Source organism: Fangia hongkongensis FSC776 = DSM 21703 (assembly GCF_000379445.1).
Lineage (GTDB): Bacteria > Pseudomonadota > Gammaproteobacteria > Francisellales > Francisellaceae > Fangia > Fangia hongkongensis.
Window position 1 is genome coordinate 63,379 of sequence record NZ_KB902240.1, and the last position, 14,890, is coordinate 78,268.

Here is a 14,890-nt window from a genome sequence, read left to right on the forward strand (position 1 = left end):
AATGAGAAATTTAAAATACTTCTATAGTTCATTTATTGTAACAATAATCGGGATTATCGCTGCAGTTATGCTGGAGCCTGAGCATAAAATTTATGCGCTTTATTTAATTATCGTGCTTGCACTTTTAGAGGTTTCTTTAAGTTTTGATAACGCTGTTGTTAATGCGAAGGTGCTTAATAAAATGCCTAAAAAATGGCAGAAAATCTTTATCTGGATTGGCTTACCTATCGCAGTTTTTGGCATGCGCCTGATTTTCCCTATTTTACTTGTCAGTGTGACGACCTCTTTATCCTTTGTGGATGTCTTTAGACTTGCTGTCAATAACCCAGATGCTTATCAAAGTGCACTTGAGCTTGGTTTTCCAACCATTTGTGCCTTTGGTGGTGGTTTTTTAATTATGGTATTTTTGAAGTTTTTCATCGCTGAGAAACATGAGATTTACTGGCTTCACGCGATTGAGAAAAACCGCTTTATCTCAGCCCTTCGTAACTACCCGGGTGGTTATATTATCATTGCCCTTATTATTGGCTACACTGTTCTACACTATGCAAGCGATGCCCAAGCAGGCACCCTTGCTATGGCATTTTTAATGGGGCTTATGGTTCATGAAGCACTCGGCATTTTAAATTCCCTTTTCGGTGGGAACATGACCGGGAAAGTGATGCAAAATGGTCTTATGGGCTTTATTTATCTTGAAGTGTTAGATGCCTCATTCAGCTTCGATGGTGTCATTGGCGCTTTTGCGATTTCAACGAATATCTTTATTATTATGATTGGTCTTGGTATTGGCGCGATGTTTGTGCGCTCTTTAACCATCTTTTTTGTTGAGCATCAAACCCTTTCCAAGTTCCGTTATCTTGAACATGGAGCACATTATGCCATTGGCTTTTTGGCGATTATTATGTTTATTAAAATTTATGCCCACGTGCCAGAGTGGCTGACAGGCACCATTGGTATTGGTCTTATTATCATTGCCTTTATCCACTCTATTCGCGCCAATAAAAAAGATGCATTAATACCCACCGGCGAACAATAGACTTTCTAATACCGAGACAGAGTCTGCAACTTTAGGCGCCACATCCAATACTTTTTGACGCTGTGCGTGCTCGGTATAAGCAATGAAGTCGTTTACAATACCAACATGGTATAATTCATAGTCAGTAAATCCATCACCAACAATAACACTTTTATCTGAAAACAGATGCTGAATTCTTTGCGCCCCAGCCAGCTTTGATTCAGCAAAACCATTTTGATTGTTCAAATGTTTGAATGCACCGCTATTTGTCCACTCAAGCTCAACCGCATAGACATTTTCTTTGGGAATACGTAAATACTCAGCAAAGGGCAAAATAATTTCTTTAAACCCGCCACTAATAATATAAACCGCTATATTATTAGCCTGCAAGACTTTAACCAACGCTTCAATACCGCTAGTTAATGCACTTGGGCAATATTGTGTTAAAAACATCTCAAAGCTTGCTTTAGTTGGAGAGGCAATATTTAAACGCTCAAAAAGTGCATCTTGAAATGACATCTGACCATTCATTGCTCGCTCAGTAATAGATTGGATAGCGGCTTTTTTCTTGCTATCTACACCAATCATTGGCAAGAGGATCTCCTCAAGCGACTCAAAACGAATTAAGGTTGAATCAAAATCAAAAATCACTGTTTGGTATTGCATGGTATTCTTTCTTATATAGCTAACGTGTTCTATAGTACTATCCTAACCGATACCCCTATAAAATAAGACTTATTTTTTCACTCAATCTCAAACAAGCGTGCTAAAATTAGCTAATCAGCTTTCTCTGGCATATTAAAACATAAAATTACTGCTTCTTTTTAAACGCACTTTATGTTAGTATTTTCGCGCTTAATTTTACAAATATCTTAATTTATTTGCGAGCTAAGAAGATAAATAAGGTCTATTTGGAAGAATTTGCAAAAACTGAGTAGTTAATAATAAACAATCTAAGGTAAAAAAGATGAAAACGTTTAGTGCAAAAGAGGCCCAAGTCCAAAGAGAATGGCTTTTGGTCGATGCAAATGGCAAAACTCTAGGCCGTCTTGCTACTGAAATTGCAAGACGCTTACGCGGAAAACATAAACCTGAATACACACCAAGTGTTGACACAGGCGATTATGTTGTTGTTATCAATGCGGAGAAAGTTGTTGTCACTGGTAACAAGCAAAAAGATAAAGTGTACTACCACCACACAGGTTATATTGGCGGTATAAAATCAATTTCTTTTGACAAATTAATTGCCAGCCATCCAGAGCGTGCTATTGAAAAAGCAGTGAAAGGCATGTTGCCTAAAAACCCGCTTGGTCGCGCAATGTACAAAAAACTAAAAGTGTACGCAGGTGAGTCGCACCCTCACACAGCACAACAACCGCAAGTTTTAGAAATTTAAGATAGGATGGTAAAATGACACAAACATATCATTACGGAACTGGTCGCCGCAAGAGCTCTGTTGCTCGTGTATTTATGAAAAAAGGCACAGGTCAAATTATTGTAAACAAACTTCCATTAGATGAATATTTCGGTCGCGAAACAGCATGCATGGTTGTAAGACAGCCACTTGAGTTGACTGAAAACCTTGAGAACTTTGATTTTAAAATTAATGTTCATGGCGGCGGAACAACTGGTCAATCTGGTGCAATTCGTCTTGGCATTACACGCGCACTTATTGAGTTTGACGAAACACTAAAACCAGCACTACGTAAAGCTGGCTTTGTTACACGTGATTCTCGTGAAGTTGAACGTAAGAAAGTTGGTCTTAGAAAAGCACGTAGAAGACGTCAGTTCTCTAAACGTTAATTTTCAAGCCAAATACAAAATACAAAAGCTCATCTATCTTTGGAAGTTGGGCTTTTTTTATTTGCAAACCTATCAAAATAGCAAACACTTTTATATAACACCGCACCATAACGGCGATTTCAAACTGGAATTTATTCACAAAAATTGCCCGATGAAAAGGCTGTAAAATAGGTGTTGATGCGTATATAATGTCTCAATCACTTAACTAGGGTAACTTAAAACGAATGTCAGCGCAAAACAAACGCTCAACAATGACTTTGTATGCAAGTGGAGCAGATCCATTTTGCCACCGCATTAAAATCATTCTTGCAGAAAAGGATATTACCGCAGATATTATCGATATAGATGAGGAAGATAAGCTGGAAGAGCTCTATGAGCTAAATCCATATGGCAAAGTGCCGACACTGATGACCAAAGATTTAATCGTCTATGAGCCGGATATTATCTTCGAATACCTTGAAGAACGCTTCCCTTACCCACCACTTCTTTCTGTATTTCCACTAGAGCGCGCCACTGCACGCATGTTGTCAAAGAAAATTGATGCCGAGTGGATTCCACTTCTTATCAGCGCCTTAAACACTGAAGATGAAGAACAAAAGCAACTGGATAAAATTGAGCTTTTAAAGGCGCTTTTCTCCTTGCTTCCAACGCTAAAACGCCAGCCTTATTTACTCGGCGAAGACTTTAGTATTGTGGATTGCTCAATGGCAGTGATTTTATACAATCTACCAAAGCTTGATATCAAGTTACCAGAAAAAGCAATGCCACTGATTAAATATGCAACGCGTATATTTAACCGCCCTTCTTTTCGAAAAAGCATTAAAATGTAACAGGAGCACTTTATGTCCATGCTGCGCGCCTATCTTGTTGAAGCCACTTATGATTGGCTAGTTGATCATAGCTTCACACCCTATTTGCTTGTTGATACTGAGTACGAAGATGTATTGGTACCAAAAGAGCATATTGATGATGATGGAAAAATTTTGTTAAATGTCTCCCCTGAAGCTGTGAATAACTTTCACTGCGACAATAGCAAGATATCCTTTGATGCAACTTTCAATGGAGAAATGATGTCAATCAATATTCCAATGGAGGCTGTGTTGGAGCTCTATTCAGGCGAAACTTCTCAGGGCCTTTATGCAAAAGAGTTTGGATATGGCCTTAGCATTAATGAAGGCGAGAGTGATGATGATATCAACCCGCCAAGTAATACAGATAAAGATAACGGTTTAAGACTCGTTTAAAAAGTTCATTTGCAATTTCATTATAACTTACGTATCATACCAATCAGAATTTAACTGTCGCTGATTTAAATACAACTTGCGAGCGACATAAAACAATACCGCTAAAGCGTTTCTAAGTCTCATTTTTTCATCTAGAAACCTTTTAGCGTAACATGCAAAAGGAACACACTATGACAAATGAATATCTATTCACCTCAGAGTCCGTCTCTGAAGGTCACCCAGATAAAATTGCAGATCAAATCTCTGATGCTATCTTAGATGCTATTTTAACTCAGGATAAGCATGCACGAGTTGCTTGTGAAACACTGGTTAAAACAGGGATGGCATTGGTTGCTGGCGAAATTAGTACAAGTGCATGGGTCGATATTGAAGAGATTGTGCGAAATGTTGTTATTGGTATTGGCTATGATCGAGACGATCTTGGCTTTGATGGCAATTGTTGCGCGGTGATTAATGCCATTGGAAAACAGTCCCCTGAAATTGCACAAGGCGTTGACAGATCAAAACCTCTCGATCAAGGCGCGGGAGATCAGGGAATTATGTTTGGCTTTGCTACCAATGAAACGCCGAGTTTAATGCCTGCAGCCATCTATTATGCACATAAGCTGATGGAGCGCCAAGCACACCTAAGAAAGAACAAAACACTTTCTTGGCTCAGACCCGATGCTAAAAGCCAAGTTACGCTTCGCTATCAAAATGGCAAACCTATCGGCGTTGATACGGTTGTTATTTCAACACAACATGCACCGGAGATTACACAAAAAGAGATTCAAGAAGCGGTTATTGAGGAGATTATCTTACCGACCCTGCCACAAAGCTGGATATCTGATAAAACAAAGTACTTTGTTAACCCCACAGGCAAATTTGTTATTGGCGGTCCGGTTGGGGATTGCGGACTGACTGGCAGAAAAATTATCGTTGACACCTATGGCGGTGCTGCGCATCATGGAGGCGGAGCATTTTCTGGTAAAGATCCATCAAAGGTTGATCGCTCAGCTGCCTACATGGGGAGATACATCGCCAAAAACATTGTCGCCGCAGGGCTTGCTGATAAATGTGAGATTCAAGTCTCTTACGCCATTGGCATTGCTGAGCCCACTTCGGTTATGGTTAATAGCTTTGGCACAGGGAAAATAGCTGACAGCGAAATTGCAGCTCTTGTACGCCAAGAGTTTGATTTACGACCATACGCCATAACCAAATCGCTTGATTTACTACAACCCATTTACCAAAAAACGGCAAGTTATGGACACTTTGGGCGCGAAGAAGCTGAATTTAACTGGGAAAAAACAGATAAAGCAGAAAAATTAAAAACTGCACTTTAAAGCCTAGCGGTACTCACTACCACTATACACTGTCTCTTTCATATCACCTTGACTGAGCACAACTAAATCAAGGCGTGTAAAGGTTAATAAATCCTCATAGGCAAGATCTTCCTTTGTGAGATATATTTGCTTTTTAATCATTTGCTTATATTTTCTATATTTTGGCACTCGATTTAAGGCACCCAAGAGCTTTTTCCCTGTTTTTGTATGCTCTCCACCCCCTCTTACCACCAAGGCAACCGCGGCGATTCGCCTTAAATAATTAATACTATAAATTGGACCATAGGCAACACAGCCTCCCCCTTCTAAATCATAAGCAATATCATGCTTAAGTCGCTCCAACCATTTTCCTTTGCGATCCGAACGAAAAGGGGCTGATGAATACCAATTTAACACCCCGGGTTTAATATAATCAATCAAGCTGACTAGATCACCATACACAGCCATTTCATCAACCGCTGAAGAAACGCCATGCTTTTGTTGCAAACGTCTTACAATAATCACATCCTGTTGATAACTCGCACTAAGCTTGACAGAGCAAAAGCGCCCACCTTCTTGAGAACGCCATAAGTTTGCAATAACCCTTGGCTGATAGGTAAACATTTTACTGACAGAATCTGGTTCGTAATATTCTCCTTGCAATTGTAATTGCAAAGCATCCTCTTTAAAGCCATCATCCCTACTGTAAATAATCCCAAAGACTTCAATAGCTGCCTGACAGGTTCGACCCTCATGCTTTCTTCTTCGATACGCCACCTGCTTATGATCTCCATATAAAAAGTGTGCATACGCTTCCACCGCATCATCAATCAAAAGCGGTTTTTTCGCTTTTGGATACTCACCTTGCATGTAAAAAACTGGCAATTGACAGTCAAACTCCGCTCGTCTTTCTGTACAAGCATAAAAAATATCACACAGCCGTACATTCGCAGTAATATTGTAAGGGACTATAGCCTCAACCTGATACAGATCATCTACAAAGTTTTTTACTCTAGCAGCATCACCACCTGCAACAGGGTCAATAAGCGCCATATAGTAGACAGGAAAACCCTCTCTATTCATATGAGAGGCAAGAGAAATAGCAGTAATTGCTCCTCTTGAGTAGCCAAAAATATAAAAAACAAATTGCTTATCTTGATCATAAAGGAGTCTGCACAATGTCAATGCACAGCTCATATTATACAACCAACCACTGCCATCCATTTGATTAAGCGCATTGACCCGCCAAATTTTCTCGGAAAACTGACTGCGATCTCTTATCCCAGGTGTCTCATAAACTTGTCCTTGAAACTCACATTTTGGCGCACCAGGCCCTGGGAAATAGGCTTTTACTGCCTCACTATCTGCCAGCTGCTCCAACGCCAAGTCCCTGCCATTACCCTCAAGACCTGCCATTGTTTTATCCAACAAATCTAAAGAGAACGGCTTGACATCCATCGCCCTACAATTGATAAATAATTCAGCAATAACATCGCGTCCAATCTCATCTTCTTGCTGCGAGTTAATATTACTTCCTGTTCCATCGAGAAATATATAACATTTTTTCATAATCCATAGCCCTATCCTGAATTAAACTTCCTTATTACATAGGCTTTTTATCCTAAATCCATATAGCTTTTCCATCACGCCATAGACCTTTAGCGCCTACATTGTTCAAAGCAATAATAAAAGCAGGTGCCAAAGCCACAAAGAGGCTATAACCTAACGCGAATGAAGTCAAATGAAAATTAAGAATTTTTATCTTCAAACATTGTGGCTTTATCTTCACTGAATAAATGATTACAATAGCCTATCAATCTTATATATCAATCAGCTAATTGCTTATAGGTATATATCAAAATAGTAATCTAGACAGTGGAGATTGTGCGTGAGTACAGATAAAAAAGCGGATATTGCAGTTGTCGGCCTTGCAGTCATGGGGCAAAATTTAATTTTAAATATGAATGATCACGGCTTTAAAGTGGTTGCCTATAATCGCACAACCAGCAAAGTAGATGAATTTTTAAATACAAGCGCGAAAGGCACAAACATTGTTGGCGCACACTCTATTCAAGAAATGGTTGATCAACTTGAGCGCCCAAGAAAAATCATGCTGATGGTAAAAGCCGGAAGTGTTGTTGATAAGTTTATTGACAGCATTATCCCATACCTTGACAAGGGCGATATTATTATAGATGGTGGCAACTCAAACTATACAGATACTGAGCGTCGCGTACATGCACTTGAAAAAAAAGGCATCTATTATATTGGTGCTGGCGTTTCAGGTGGAGAGGAAGGCGCACGCTTTGGACCTTCTTTAATGCCCGGTGGCGCCCACGCTGCTTGGCCTTATGTTAAAGATATTTTTCAAGCGATCGCTGCAAAGACACCCAATGGTGATGCATGTTGTGAATGGGTTGGAAATGGTGGTGCGGGCCACTTTGTCAAAATGGTTCATAACGGCATTGAATATGGTGATATGCAAATTATCTCTGAAGCCTATCAATTTATGAAAGAGCATTTGGCTTTAAGTAATGATGATCTAAGCGCAACTTTTAAGGCTTGGAATAAGACTGAACTTAATAGCTATTTAATTGAAATTACTGCCAATATCTTTGCCTTTAAAGACAAAGATGGAAATTATGTAATAGACCAAATACTTGACACCGCGGGACAAAAAGGAACGGGAAAATGGACTGGCATTAATGCACTTGAGCTTGGTGTGCCATTAACTTTAATTGCTGAGAGCGTATTTGCACGCTGTATATCGGCACAAAAATCGCTAAGAGTAGAGGCAAGCGAATCCTATCCACACAAGATTGCTAAAGCAAATACAAAAGATCACGATAATATTCTAAATGATCTGAATAAAGCACTTCTATTTGCAAAAATCACCTCCTATGCACAAGGTTATATGCTAATGCAAGAGGCATCAACCATCCATAATTGGTCGCTTAACTATGGTGATATTGCACTTATGTGGCGTGAAGGTTGCATCATTAGAAGTGTATTTCTAGAGCATATTAAAAAAGCATTTGATGCCAACCCTAAATTGACTAATTTACTCTTGGATGGCTATTTTAAAGCGCTTATTATCGAAGCGCTGCCTTCAGCAAGAAGGATTGCCGCTAAAAGTATTGAGCTTGGTCTGCCGATGCCTGCGCTTACCTCTGCCGTTAGCTTTTTTGATGGCTTTAGCACAAAACGATTACCTGCAAATCTGCTTCAGGCACAACGTGATTACTTTGGTGCACATACCTATGAAAGACTAGATAGGCCACGCGGCGAGTTTTTCCATACTGACTGGATTGGTTCAAATAGCAATGTTTCCTCTTCAAGCTATAATGTATAAACGCCTTTTATCACACCTACAAAGCACAATAAGCCGAGCTAAATCTCACTTTAGCCTTACTGCCATCATTGCGATTATCTTTTTAATACTTAGCAATCAAGCTTATAGCTACGAGCCACAAAAAGGTGATTTATTATTTCAAGATCTTAACTGTGGCACCCTCTGTAATGCCATTACTACGGTGACTTATGGCTATCATAATACCCAAATCTCTCATGTTGCAATGATTGTAAACACAGGGAAAAATCCACAAGTTATTGAAGCTATAGGTGATGAGGTTCATCTTACAGCTCTTAGCACATTTCTTCTTCGCTCGAGAGATCCAAGTGGCAATGCTCGTGTGCTTGTTGGCCGATTAAAACCACAATATCAGCACCTTATCCCAAAGGCAATTAAGATCGCACTTAAGTGGCAAGGACTACCATACAATCGAACTTTTAATCCAGATAATCAATTTGAGGCATTCTACTGCTCTGAGCTGATCTATGATGCTTTTATGCTTGCGAATAACGGCAAGCCTATTTTCAAGCTCAATATAATGACATTTAAACAAAATGGAAAGTTTCTGCCTGAGTGGGTTCAGTACTTTAAAACACAGAAAGCCCACATCCCTGAAGGCAAATCAGGCACAAACCCAGGCATGATGTCACGATCCAAAGCAATTGATATTATCTATAGCTACAGCAACGAAATGAGAAAAGTTTAAACAAACACCTCTGTCTCTAAGAAGATTTTAAGCTTCTCCATTGAGATCGTTTTATCAACACGCGCTTGACCAATGCCACCGAGTAAGACAAATGTGATATTCTTCCCATCGACATTTTTCTTATCTCTTAGCATCGCTGCAACAAAGGCTTCTTGATCAATGCCCTCTGGCATCTCAACTGGGATTAAAAGCGCTTGCAGCAAATTGCTAATCCTTTTGACCACATCGGCATTCACTAACCCAAGCTGATAAGAGAATTTAGCAGCAATAACCATTCCAACACCAACGGCCTCGCCGTGCCTTAATCCTGTGTAATTCTGACAGCATTCAATACCGTGACCAAAGGTGTGCCCCAAATTTAAAAGCGCACGAACGCCAGTTTTTTCAAGCTCATCCGCTTTAACTACTTCAGCCTTAAGCGCACAACTTCTTGCAATGATATAACTCAACACACTAGGATCTTTAGCTCGTATTTCTGTAACATGCTTTTCCAAATAATCAAAAAACACACCATCAATAATACAGCCATATTTCACAACTTCTGCAAGCCCTGCCCTATACTCTCTATCAGAAAGCGTATCAAGCACATTTGTTGCTGTGTAAACCAGCTGTGGCTGAAAAAAAGCGCCAATCATATTCTTCCCCAAGAGATGATTAATCGCCGTTTTGCCACCCACTGAAGAGTCTACCTGAGATAATAAGGTGGTTGGGACTTGAATGACCGACACACCTCGCAGGTAGGTTGCCGCTGCAAAACCTGTAATATCACCAATAACACCACCACCAAGTGCAACTAAAACACACTCACGAGTGTAGTTATTTTTAAGTAATATTTGATAAATTTGATTTAATGATTCATGGCTTTTATATTGCTCACCATCTTTAAGCTCACAGAGTAAAAAAGAACTTGCTTGAGAAGAAAGCTCAGCTTCCATCTTTGCATAAAAAAGCGTTTTCACCGTATCATTTGTTACCACTAAAACCTGCTTTTTAGCAATAAAAGGAATAAGCGGCGAAAAATCCATTTGAGCGTCAATCAAGACCTCATAACTTGGCTTACCCTTTGGGCTTACCAAGACTTTTTTCATCAAACTGCCTCTTCCATTAGCAAGTTTGTTATTTTTTGCACAACATTACGTACTGTTGTTTCGCTGGTTTCAATTGTAATATCTGCAATTTCACGATACAAAGGCTCACGCTCTGCCATCAATTTTTTCAACTGCGCTTCTTTATCATCAACCTGTAATAATGGACGCTTTTTATCTTTTGCCGTTCTTTCAAGCTGCTGCTCAACAGAAGCTTGCAAATACACAACCTTCCCACGCGATGATAATAAAGTACGGTTCTCTGGCAGCAAAATAGCCCCACCGCCTGTCGCTAAAACAATCCCTTGTCTTTTTGCTAAATCACTTAGCACTTCCTGCTCACGTCGTCTAAAACCTTCTTCTCCCTCGATATCAAAAATCCAGTCTATATCAACACCACAGCGTTGTTCAATTTCTCTATCTGAATCAACAAAATCAAGTTTCAGCTCATTTGACAGCTGGCGCCCTATTGTACTTTTACCAGCACCTACAGGACCTATCAAAAAAACATTTTGTGTTATGATCATATTTCTCTACATTACTTTAATTTGGATTAAACACATTCAGACCCATATATCCATAGGCGATCAATGGACAGCCATTTTTCGCAACCCACATAAAATACACAAAAATGCTTTTATTCGCAAGTATTATCCGCTTTTAAACACATTATCCTCATCCAATCCATACATTAAAAAAGGATTGCAAAAAACGCTGTTTTTCCACGATAATAATGTACAATATTGTGTTGAGCATTAATTTAACAGCGCCCAAGTTATTGTAACCAAAGATCGAGTGATTAGATAGCCCATCGATCAGCAAAAACTTGGCCTTTATACCAACGCCTCTTAGGTTAGAGGCACGTTAGTAAATTGCGCTAATAAACTTAGGGTAACCACGGTTGATTTTACAACGCTATTTAAATCGCGAACTTGTCAATATGACAACCGCCATCATTTTCATATTGCTATTAATTGTCATTAGCAACATGTTTGTTCGTTATCTTTCCATTGTCTCTGGTGGAAATATCGAAGCCGATGCTATTTTTAAGATGATTGCTGTGATGCTGCCCAAGTATATTGCTTATCTGTTACCAATTAGCTTCTTTTTTGCCATCTTACTGGTATATGGCAAACTTTTTGCTAACAATGAGCTATTTGTCGCATTTGCTTGTGGTACCAGCTGGTTTCGATTATTAAAAATCATTATGATCCCGGCATTGTCGCTTTTTATTATTGAGCTTATTCTGACCCTATTTATTCTTCCCAAAATGGATCAAAGCTACTTCCTTGTGCAAAAAACGACAACCAAGAACTCACTGATTAGCTTTATTCAACCCGGAAAAATCATCCCCTTTAATGATGGGAAGCAAGTGGTCTATACAAAATCGACTGATCGTGATGGTGATATGCATGATATTTTCATTTATCAAAAGCGCCCAGATAATCGAAGTACTATTATTACTGCTCCTACAGGTTATGCTGAAACACAGACTGATGGCAATCAGTATCTTGTACTTGAAAATGGACATTATTATGATGTCACCCCCGGTAATATTGTTGTCCAAAAAGGTAAGTTTACAAAAGCCACCCAATTTCTCTCTGGCAAGGTAACCCTAGGAAACAACAGCTCCATTGACTCTGTGCCAACCAGTCAGTTAATTGGCTCAAATGATTTACAATATAAAGCAGAGCTGCAATGGCGATTGAGCTTTCCGATTGCAATTTTAATCTCCACACTCATTGCCCTTGCCCTTTGCAGGATGCGCCCAAGACAAAATCGCTATAGTAAAATTATTCCTGCGATTTTAATTTTTATTATCTACTTCAACTTCATATCACTATCAAAAACATGGCTCGCAAATGGAACAGTTCCAACCTGGATCGGCATTTGGTGGGTGCATATACTCTTTGGTGGAGTGATGCTTGTTATTCTCAAGCGCTACAATGGAAAAAATAGATACAAAGAGGTTAAAGCACTATGAGAAAACTTACTCTCTATGTCGCCTCAACGGTTCTTTACACCTCATTTATTATGATTTTGGCGTTAACCGCGATTTTTTTTATTTTTACTTATATCAACCAAGCTGGTGATATTGGTCAGGGAAACTATAGCGCACTAGATGCTTTTTTATTTGTGCTATATGATGCACCAGCAAATATTTATCTGATCATGCCGGTCTGTGCTCTTTTAGGTGGAATGATGGGACTTGGACTGCTAGCACATAATAGTGAGCTGATTGTCATGCGCGCCTCAGGCCAGTCTATTGCCCAAATTGCAAAAGGGGTGTTGCTTGCAGCCTCAATTTTAGCGCTTTTAACTTTTTTGATGGGCGCCTATATCGCACCGTATTTCCAGAAAAAAGCCGCTGTGAACAAAACACTTGCCACAGGCGGCAATCAAGCGCTTGTCCTCTATGACACACAATCTATCTGGGTACGTGAAGGAAACTCATTTATCCATGTTGGCAAAAATGAACCCAATGGACAATTACGCAATATCACACGTTTTGAGGTCAGTAATAATGAGCTTGATGCCGTGTCATTTGGAAAAAATGCTGAGTACAAAGGCAAACAATGGCATGTTCAAGATGTGAATATAACTAAAATCAATCAACAAAGTGCATCTACCGAACATAAAGCTCAAGATATCTGGAATAACCTTTTACCGCCTTCACTTTTAAAAATTATCACCTCTAATACAGATTATCTTAATTTAAATGAGCTCGTTGACTATATAAAAGCAAATAAAGAAGAATCGCAAAGCGCCAATCGAATCTGGCTTAAGTTTTGGCAAATGTTCTTTCAGCCTCTTTCACTTTTGATTCTCATGCTTATTTCCGTTCCATTCTCTCTTGGATCACAGCGCTCCAGCGCCATGGGTTATAAACTTGTTCTTGGCATGCTATTTGGCTTTTCATTCTATATTATCAACCAAACCTTTGGTCCCTTTAGCCTTGTATACAACCTCCCAGCGTTTTTAGGCGCTGCGATACCAAGTTTTATCTTCTTGATATTGTTGGCTTTTTTATTTTGGAAAATGAAAGAATAGCGATTCAAATGAAAAAGCAAGTTAAAAACCCTAATGGTTATCGCACTCTTCGCATTATTGCTGGCAAGTTTAAAGCAAGAAAATGCATTTTCCCTAATCAGATCGAAGGCTTAAGACCAACACAAGATCGTGTGCGAGAAACACTATTTAATTGGCTAATGGGCAGCGTTATTGATGCTAAATGTCTCGATGCGTTTGCTGGTAGCGGCGCACTTGGATTAGAAGCACTCTCGCGTGGCGCAAAATCCTGTCACTTTGTCGAGAAAAATAAACATGCCATCCATACACTTAAAGAAAACTGCCTCAGACTTAATATTAATAACGTAAAAATCACACAAACTGATGCACTAAGCATATTGGCTAGTGATGTTAACTATAATCTTATTTTCTTGGATCCGCCATTTGCTGGAAATATACTTGAGGCAGCATTAGATATTATTTTAAAGAATCAGAACGTTGACAGTAGCACACTTATTTATATTGAGTGCGCTAAAGAAAGCACCCCTCCAATCCTTGCGCAATTTACTGCCTATAAATCCGCTTCGACCAGTAATGTATTTTTTGCCTTAATTCATAAGAATTAAAAGCTTTGCCTTATAAATAAAATCCGCTAATATACGCAAATTCTGAACACCATTTAATTACGAAGAAGCAACCCCATGGATATTCTGGCCAATAAAGTTATGGTATTTACCATTCTCTATGTTATCGGCATCGCTGCTGAAAGCATTACCGGAACAATCTCTGCCGGCAGGAAAAATATGGATGTGTTTGGTGTGATCACCATTGCAACTATTACAGCATTAGGTGGTGGGACGGTACGCGATGTGTTACTTGGCTATTACCCGCTGACTTGGGTTGCTCATCCGGAGTATATCATTGTCACTTTTATTGCTTCAGTCGTCGCAATGCTGATTGTTCAACATGTGGTTCGCCTTCATAAACTGTTTTTAATTGTAGATGCATTAGGGCTTGTTACTTTTGCTTATATTGGTAGTGACATTGGCTATCAAATAGCAATTCACAGTGCTTACAGCCAGAATTTTCAACTGATTGGAACCATTATTATTGCGATGATTATGGCCATTATTACCGGCATCTCAGGTGGCGTATTACGAGATATATTATGCAATGATGTCCCACTTGTGTTTCAAGCTGAACTCTATGCCATCGTTGCCGCTATTGTTGGCATTTTACATACTTTAACGATGTATTATCATATCGATAATCTTTTAACTGCCCTTATTATTGTGATTATCGGCTTTACGCTTCGTTTATTGGCTATTTTCAAAAATTGGCATTTGCCTAAAATTAAATATTTTACTTAACA

At 39.2% G+C, this 14,890-nt stretch carries 16 protein-coding genes; 12 read left to right on the plus strand and 4 right to left on the minus strand.

Annotated elements, in window-relative coordinates; all coding sequences use genetic code 11:
* Position 1 precedes the first annotated feature (1 nt).
* Positions 2–1,036, plus strand: a complete 1,035-nt coding sequence (locus tag A37Q_RS0101705) for a DUF475 domain-containing protein (protein ID WP_018298535.1) — start codon at positions 2–4, stop codon at positions 1,034–1,036.
* Here A37Q_RS0101705 and A37Q_RS0101710 read toward each other — a convergent pair.
* Positions 1,013–1,681: an HAD-IB family phosphatase gene (locus A37Q_RS0101710; protein WP_018298536.1), complete on the minus strand. Its 669-nt coding sequence runs from the start codon at positions 1,679–1,681 to the stop codon at positions 1,013–1,015. The genes A37Q_RS0101705 and A37Q_RS0101710 overlap by 24 nt on opposite strands.
* Positions 1,682–1,982: 301 nt before the next feature.
* On the opposite strand from A37Q_RS0101710, the gene rplM reads away from it, so the two are divergent.
* The 5 genes from rplM (at position 1,983) to metK (ending at position 5,387) form a co-directional block, all read left to right on the plus strand.
* Positions 1,983–2,411 (plus strand): 50S ribosomal protein L13, encoded by a 429-nt coding sequence (gene rplM / locus A37Q_RS0101715; protein WP_018298537.1) that lies wholly within the window; start codon positions 1,983–1,985, stop codon positions 2,409–2,411.
* A 14-nt stretch (positions 2,412–2,425) separates the two neighbouring features.
* Entirely contained in the window at positions 2,426–2,818 is a 393-nt protein-coding gene (gene rpsI / locus A37Q_RS0101720) for a 30S ribosomal protein S9 (RefSeq protein ID WP_018298538.1), read from the plus strand.
* A gap of 224 nt (positions 2,819–3,042) precedes the next feature.
* Positions 3,043–3,648, plus strand: a complete 606-nt coding sequence (locus A37Q_RS0101725) for a glutathione S-transferase N-terminal domain-containing protein (RefSeq protein WP_018298539.1) — start codon at positions 3,043–3,045, stop codon at positions 3,646–3,648.
* Positions 3,649–3,660: 12 nt separating this feature from the next.
* Positions 3,661–4,062 carry a ClpXP protease specificity-enhancing factor SspB gene (locus tag A37Q_RS0101730; RefSeq protein ID WP_018298540.1) on the plus strand — a complete coding sequence of 134 codons (402 nt, stop codon included), beginning with the start codon at positions 3,661–3,663 and terminating at the stop codon, positions 4,060–4,062.
* Positions 4,063–4,232: 170 nt separating this feature from the next.
* Positions 4,233–5,387 carry a methionine adenosyltransferase gene (gene metK, locus A37Q_RS0101735; protein ID WP_018298541.1) on the plus strand — a complete coding sequence of 385 codons (1,155 nt, stop codon included), beginning with the start codon at positions 4,233–4,235 and terminating at the stop codon, positions 5,385–5,387.
* Between the two features lie 3 nt (positions 5,388–5,390).
* Here metK and A37Q_RS0101740 read toward each other — a convergent pair whose 3' ends face one another.
* A complete protein-coding gene (locus A37Q_RS0101740; protein ID WP_018298542.1) occupies positions 5,391–6,935 on the minus strand; it encodes a hypothetical protein in 1,545 nt (514 codons plus the stop codon).
* A gap of 319 nt (positions 6,936–7,254) precedes the next feature.
* Here A37Q_RS0101740 and gnd point away from each other — a divergent pair, with 319 nt between their 5' ends.
* Both gnd and A37Q_RS14360 read left to right on the plus strand, forming a co-directional pair.
* Positions 7,255–8,718, plus strand: coding sequence for a decarboxylating NADP(+)-dependent phosphogluconate dehydrogenase (gene gnd / locus A37Q_RS0101750; protein ID WP_018298544.1), 1,464 nt, complete (start codon positions 7,255–7,257; stop codon positions 8,716–8,718).
* Complete coding sequence (locus A37Q_RS14360) at positions 8,711–9,424, plus strand: YiiX/YebB-like N1pC/P60 family cysteine hydrolase (protein ID WP_018298545.1); 714 nt, start codon at positions 8,711–8,713, stop codon at positions 9,422–9,424. Before gnd ends, A37Q_RS14360 begins: the two co-directional genes overlap by 8 nt.
* On the opposite strand, the gene aroB is transcribed toward A37Q_RS14360, so the two are convergent.
* Complete coding sequence (gene aroB, locus A37Q_RS0101760; RefSeq protein WP_026196455.1) at positions 9,421–10,515, minus strand: 3-dehydroquinate synthase; 1,095 nt, start codon at positions 10,513–10,515, stop codon at positions 9,421–9,423. The two genes, A37Q_RS14360 and aroB, sit on opposite strands and share 4 nt — an antisense overlap.
* Positions 10,512–11,036 (minus strand): shikimate kinase AroK, encoded by a 525-nt coding sequence (gene aroK / locus A37Q_RS0101765; RefSeq protein WP_018298547.1) that lies wholly within the window; start codon positions 11,034–11,036, stop codon positions 10,512–10,514. The genes aroB and aroK overlap by 4 nt, the downstream gene beginning before the upstream one ends.
* Before the next feature lie 374 nt (positions 11,037–11,410).
* Between aroK and lptF the strand changes: the two genes are divergently transcribed.
* The 4 genes from lptF to A37Q_RS0101785 all read left to right on the plus strand — a co-directional run bounded on the left by lptF (position 11,411) and on the right by A37Q_RS0101785 (position 14,888).
* The gene (gene lptF, locus A37Q_RS0101770) at positions 11,411–12,493 is read left to right on the plus strand and encodes an LPS export ABC transporter permease LptF (RefSeq protein WP_018298548.1); all 1,083 of its coding nucleotides are present in this window, start codon (positions 11,411–11,413) and stop codon (positions 12,491–12,493) included.
* Positions 12,490–13,560, plus strand: a complete 1,071-nt coding sequence (gene lptG / locus A37Q_RS0101775; protein ID WP_018298549.1) for an LPS export ABC transporter permease LptG — start codon at positions 12,490–12,492, stop codon at positions 13,558–13,560. The genes lptF and lptG overlap by 4 nt, the downstream gene beginning before the upstream one ends.
* Positions 13,561–13,568: 8 nt before the next feature.
* Entirely contained in the window at positions 13,569–14,144 is a 576-nt protein-coding gene (gene rsmD / locus A37Q_RS14365; protein WP_018298550.1) for a 16S rRNA (guanine(966)-N(2))-methyltransferase RsmD, read from the plus strand.
* A gap of 75 nt (positions 14,145–14,219) precedes the next feature.
* On the plus strand, positions 14,220–14,888 hold the full coding sequence (locus tag A37Q_RS0101785; protein ID WP_018298551.1) for a trimeric intracellular cation channel family protein: 669 nt from the start codon (positions 14,220–14,222) through the stop codon (positions 14,886–14,888).
* Positions 14,889–14,890 lie beyond the last annotated feature (2 nt).

Bases quoted from the DNA above. Each gene is read 5' to 3' on its own strand.
- A37Q_RS0101705 (WP_018298535.1), top strand. From the start codon at position 2: ATGAGAAATTTAAAATACTTCTATAGTTCATTTATTGTAACAATAATC.
- A37Q_RS0101785 (WP_018298551.1), top strand. From the start codon at position 14,220: ATGGATATTCTGGCCAATAAAGTTATGGTATTTACCATTCTCTATGTT.
- rsmD (WP_018298550.1), top strand. From the start codon at position 13,569: ATGAAAAAGCAAGTTAAAAACCCTAATGGTTATCGCACTCTTCGCATT.
- metK (WP_018298541.1), top strand. From the start codon at position 4,233: ATGACAAATGAATATCTATTCACCTCAGAGTCCGTCTCTGAAGGTCAC.
- A37Q_RS0101710 (WP_018298536.1), bottom strand. From the start codon at position 1,681: ATGCAATACCAAACAGTGATTTTTGATTTTGATTCAACCTTAATTCGT.
- A37Q_RS0101725 (WP_018298539.1), top strand. From the start codon at position 3,043: ATGTCAGCGCAAAACAAACGCTCAACAATGACTTTGTATGCAAGTGGA.
- aroK (WP_018298547.1), bottom strand. From the start codon at position 11,036: ATGATCATAACACAAAATGTTTTTTTGATAGGTCCTGTAGGTGCTGGT.
- A37Q_RS0101740 (WP_018298542.1), bottom strand. From the start codon at position 6,935: ATGAAAAAATGTTATATATTTCTCGATGGAACAGGAAGTAATATTAAC.
- A37Q_RS0101730 (WP_018298540.1), top strand. From the start codon at position 3,661: ATGTCCATGCTGCGCGCCTATCTTGTTGAAGCCACTTATGATTGGCTA.
- A37Q_RS14360 (WP_018298545.1), top strand. From the start codon at position 8,711: ATGTATAAACGCCTTTTATCACACCTACAAAGCACAATAAGCCGAGCT.
- lptG (WP_018298549.1), top strand. From the start codon at position 12,490: ATGAGAAAACTTACTCTCTATGTCGCCTCAACGGTTCTTTACACCTCA.
- rplM (WP_018298537.1), top strand. From the start codon at position 1,983: ATGAAAACGTTTAGTGCAAAAGAGGCCCAAGTCCAAAGAGAATGGCTT.
- rpsI (WP_018298538.1), top strand. From the start codon at position 2,426: ATGACACAAACATATCATTACGGAACTGGTCGCCGCAAGAGCTCTGTT.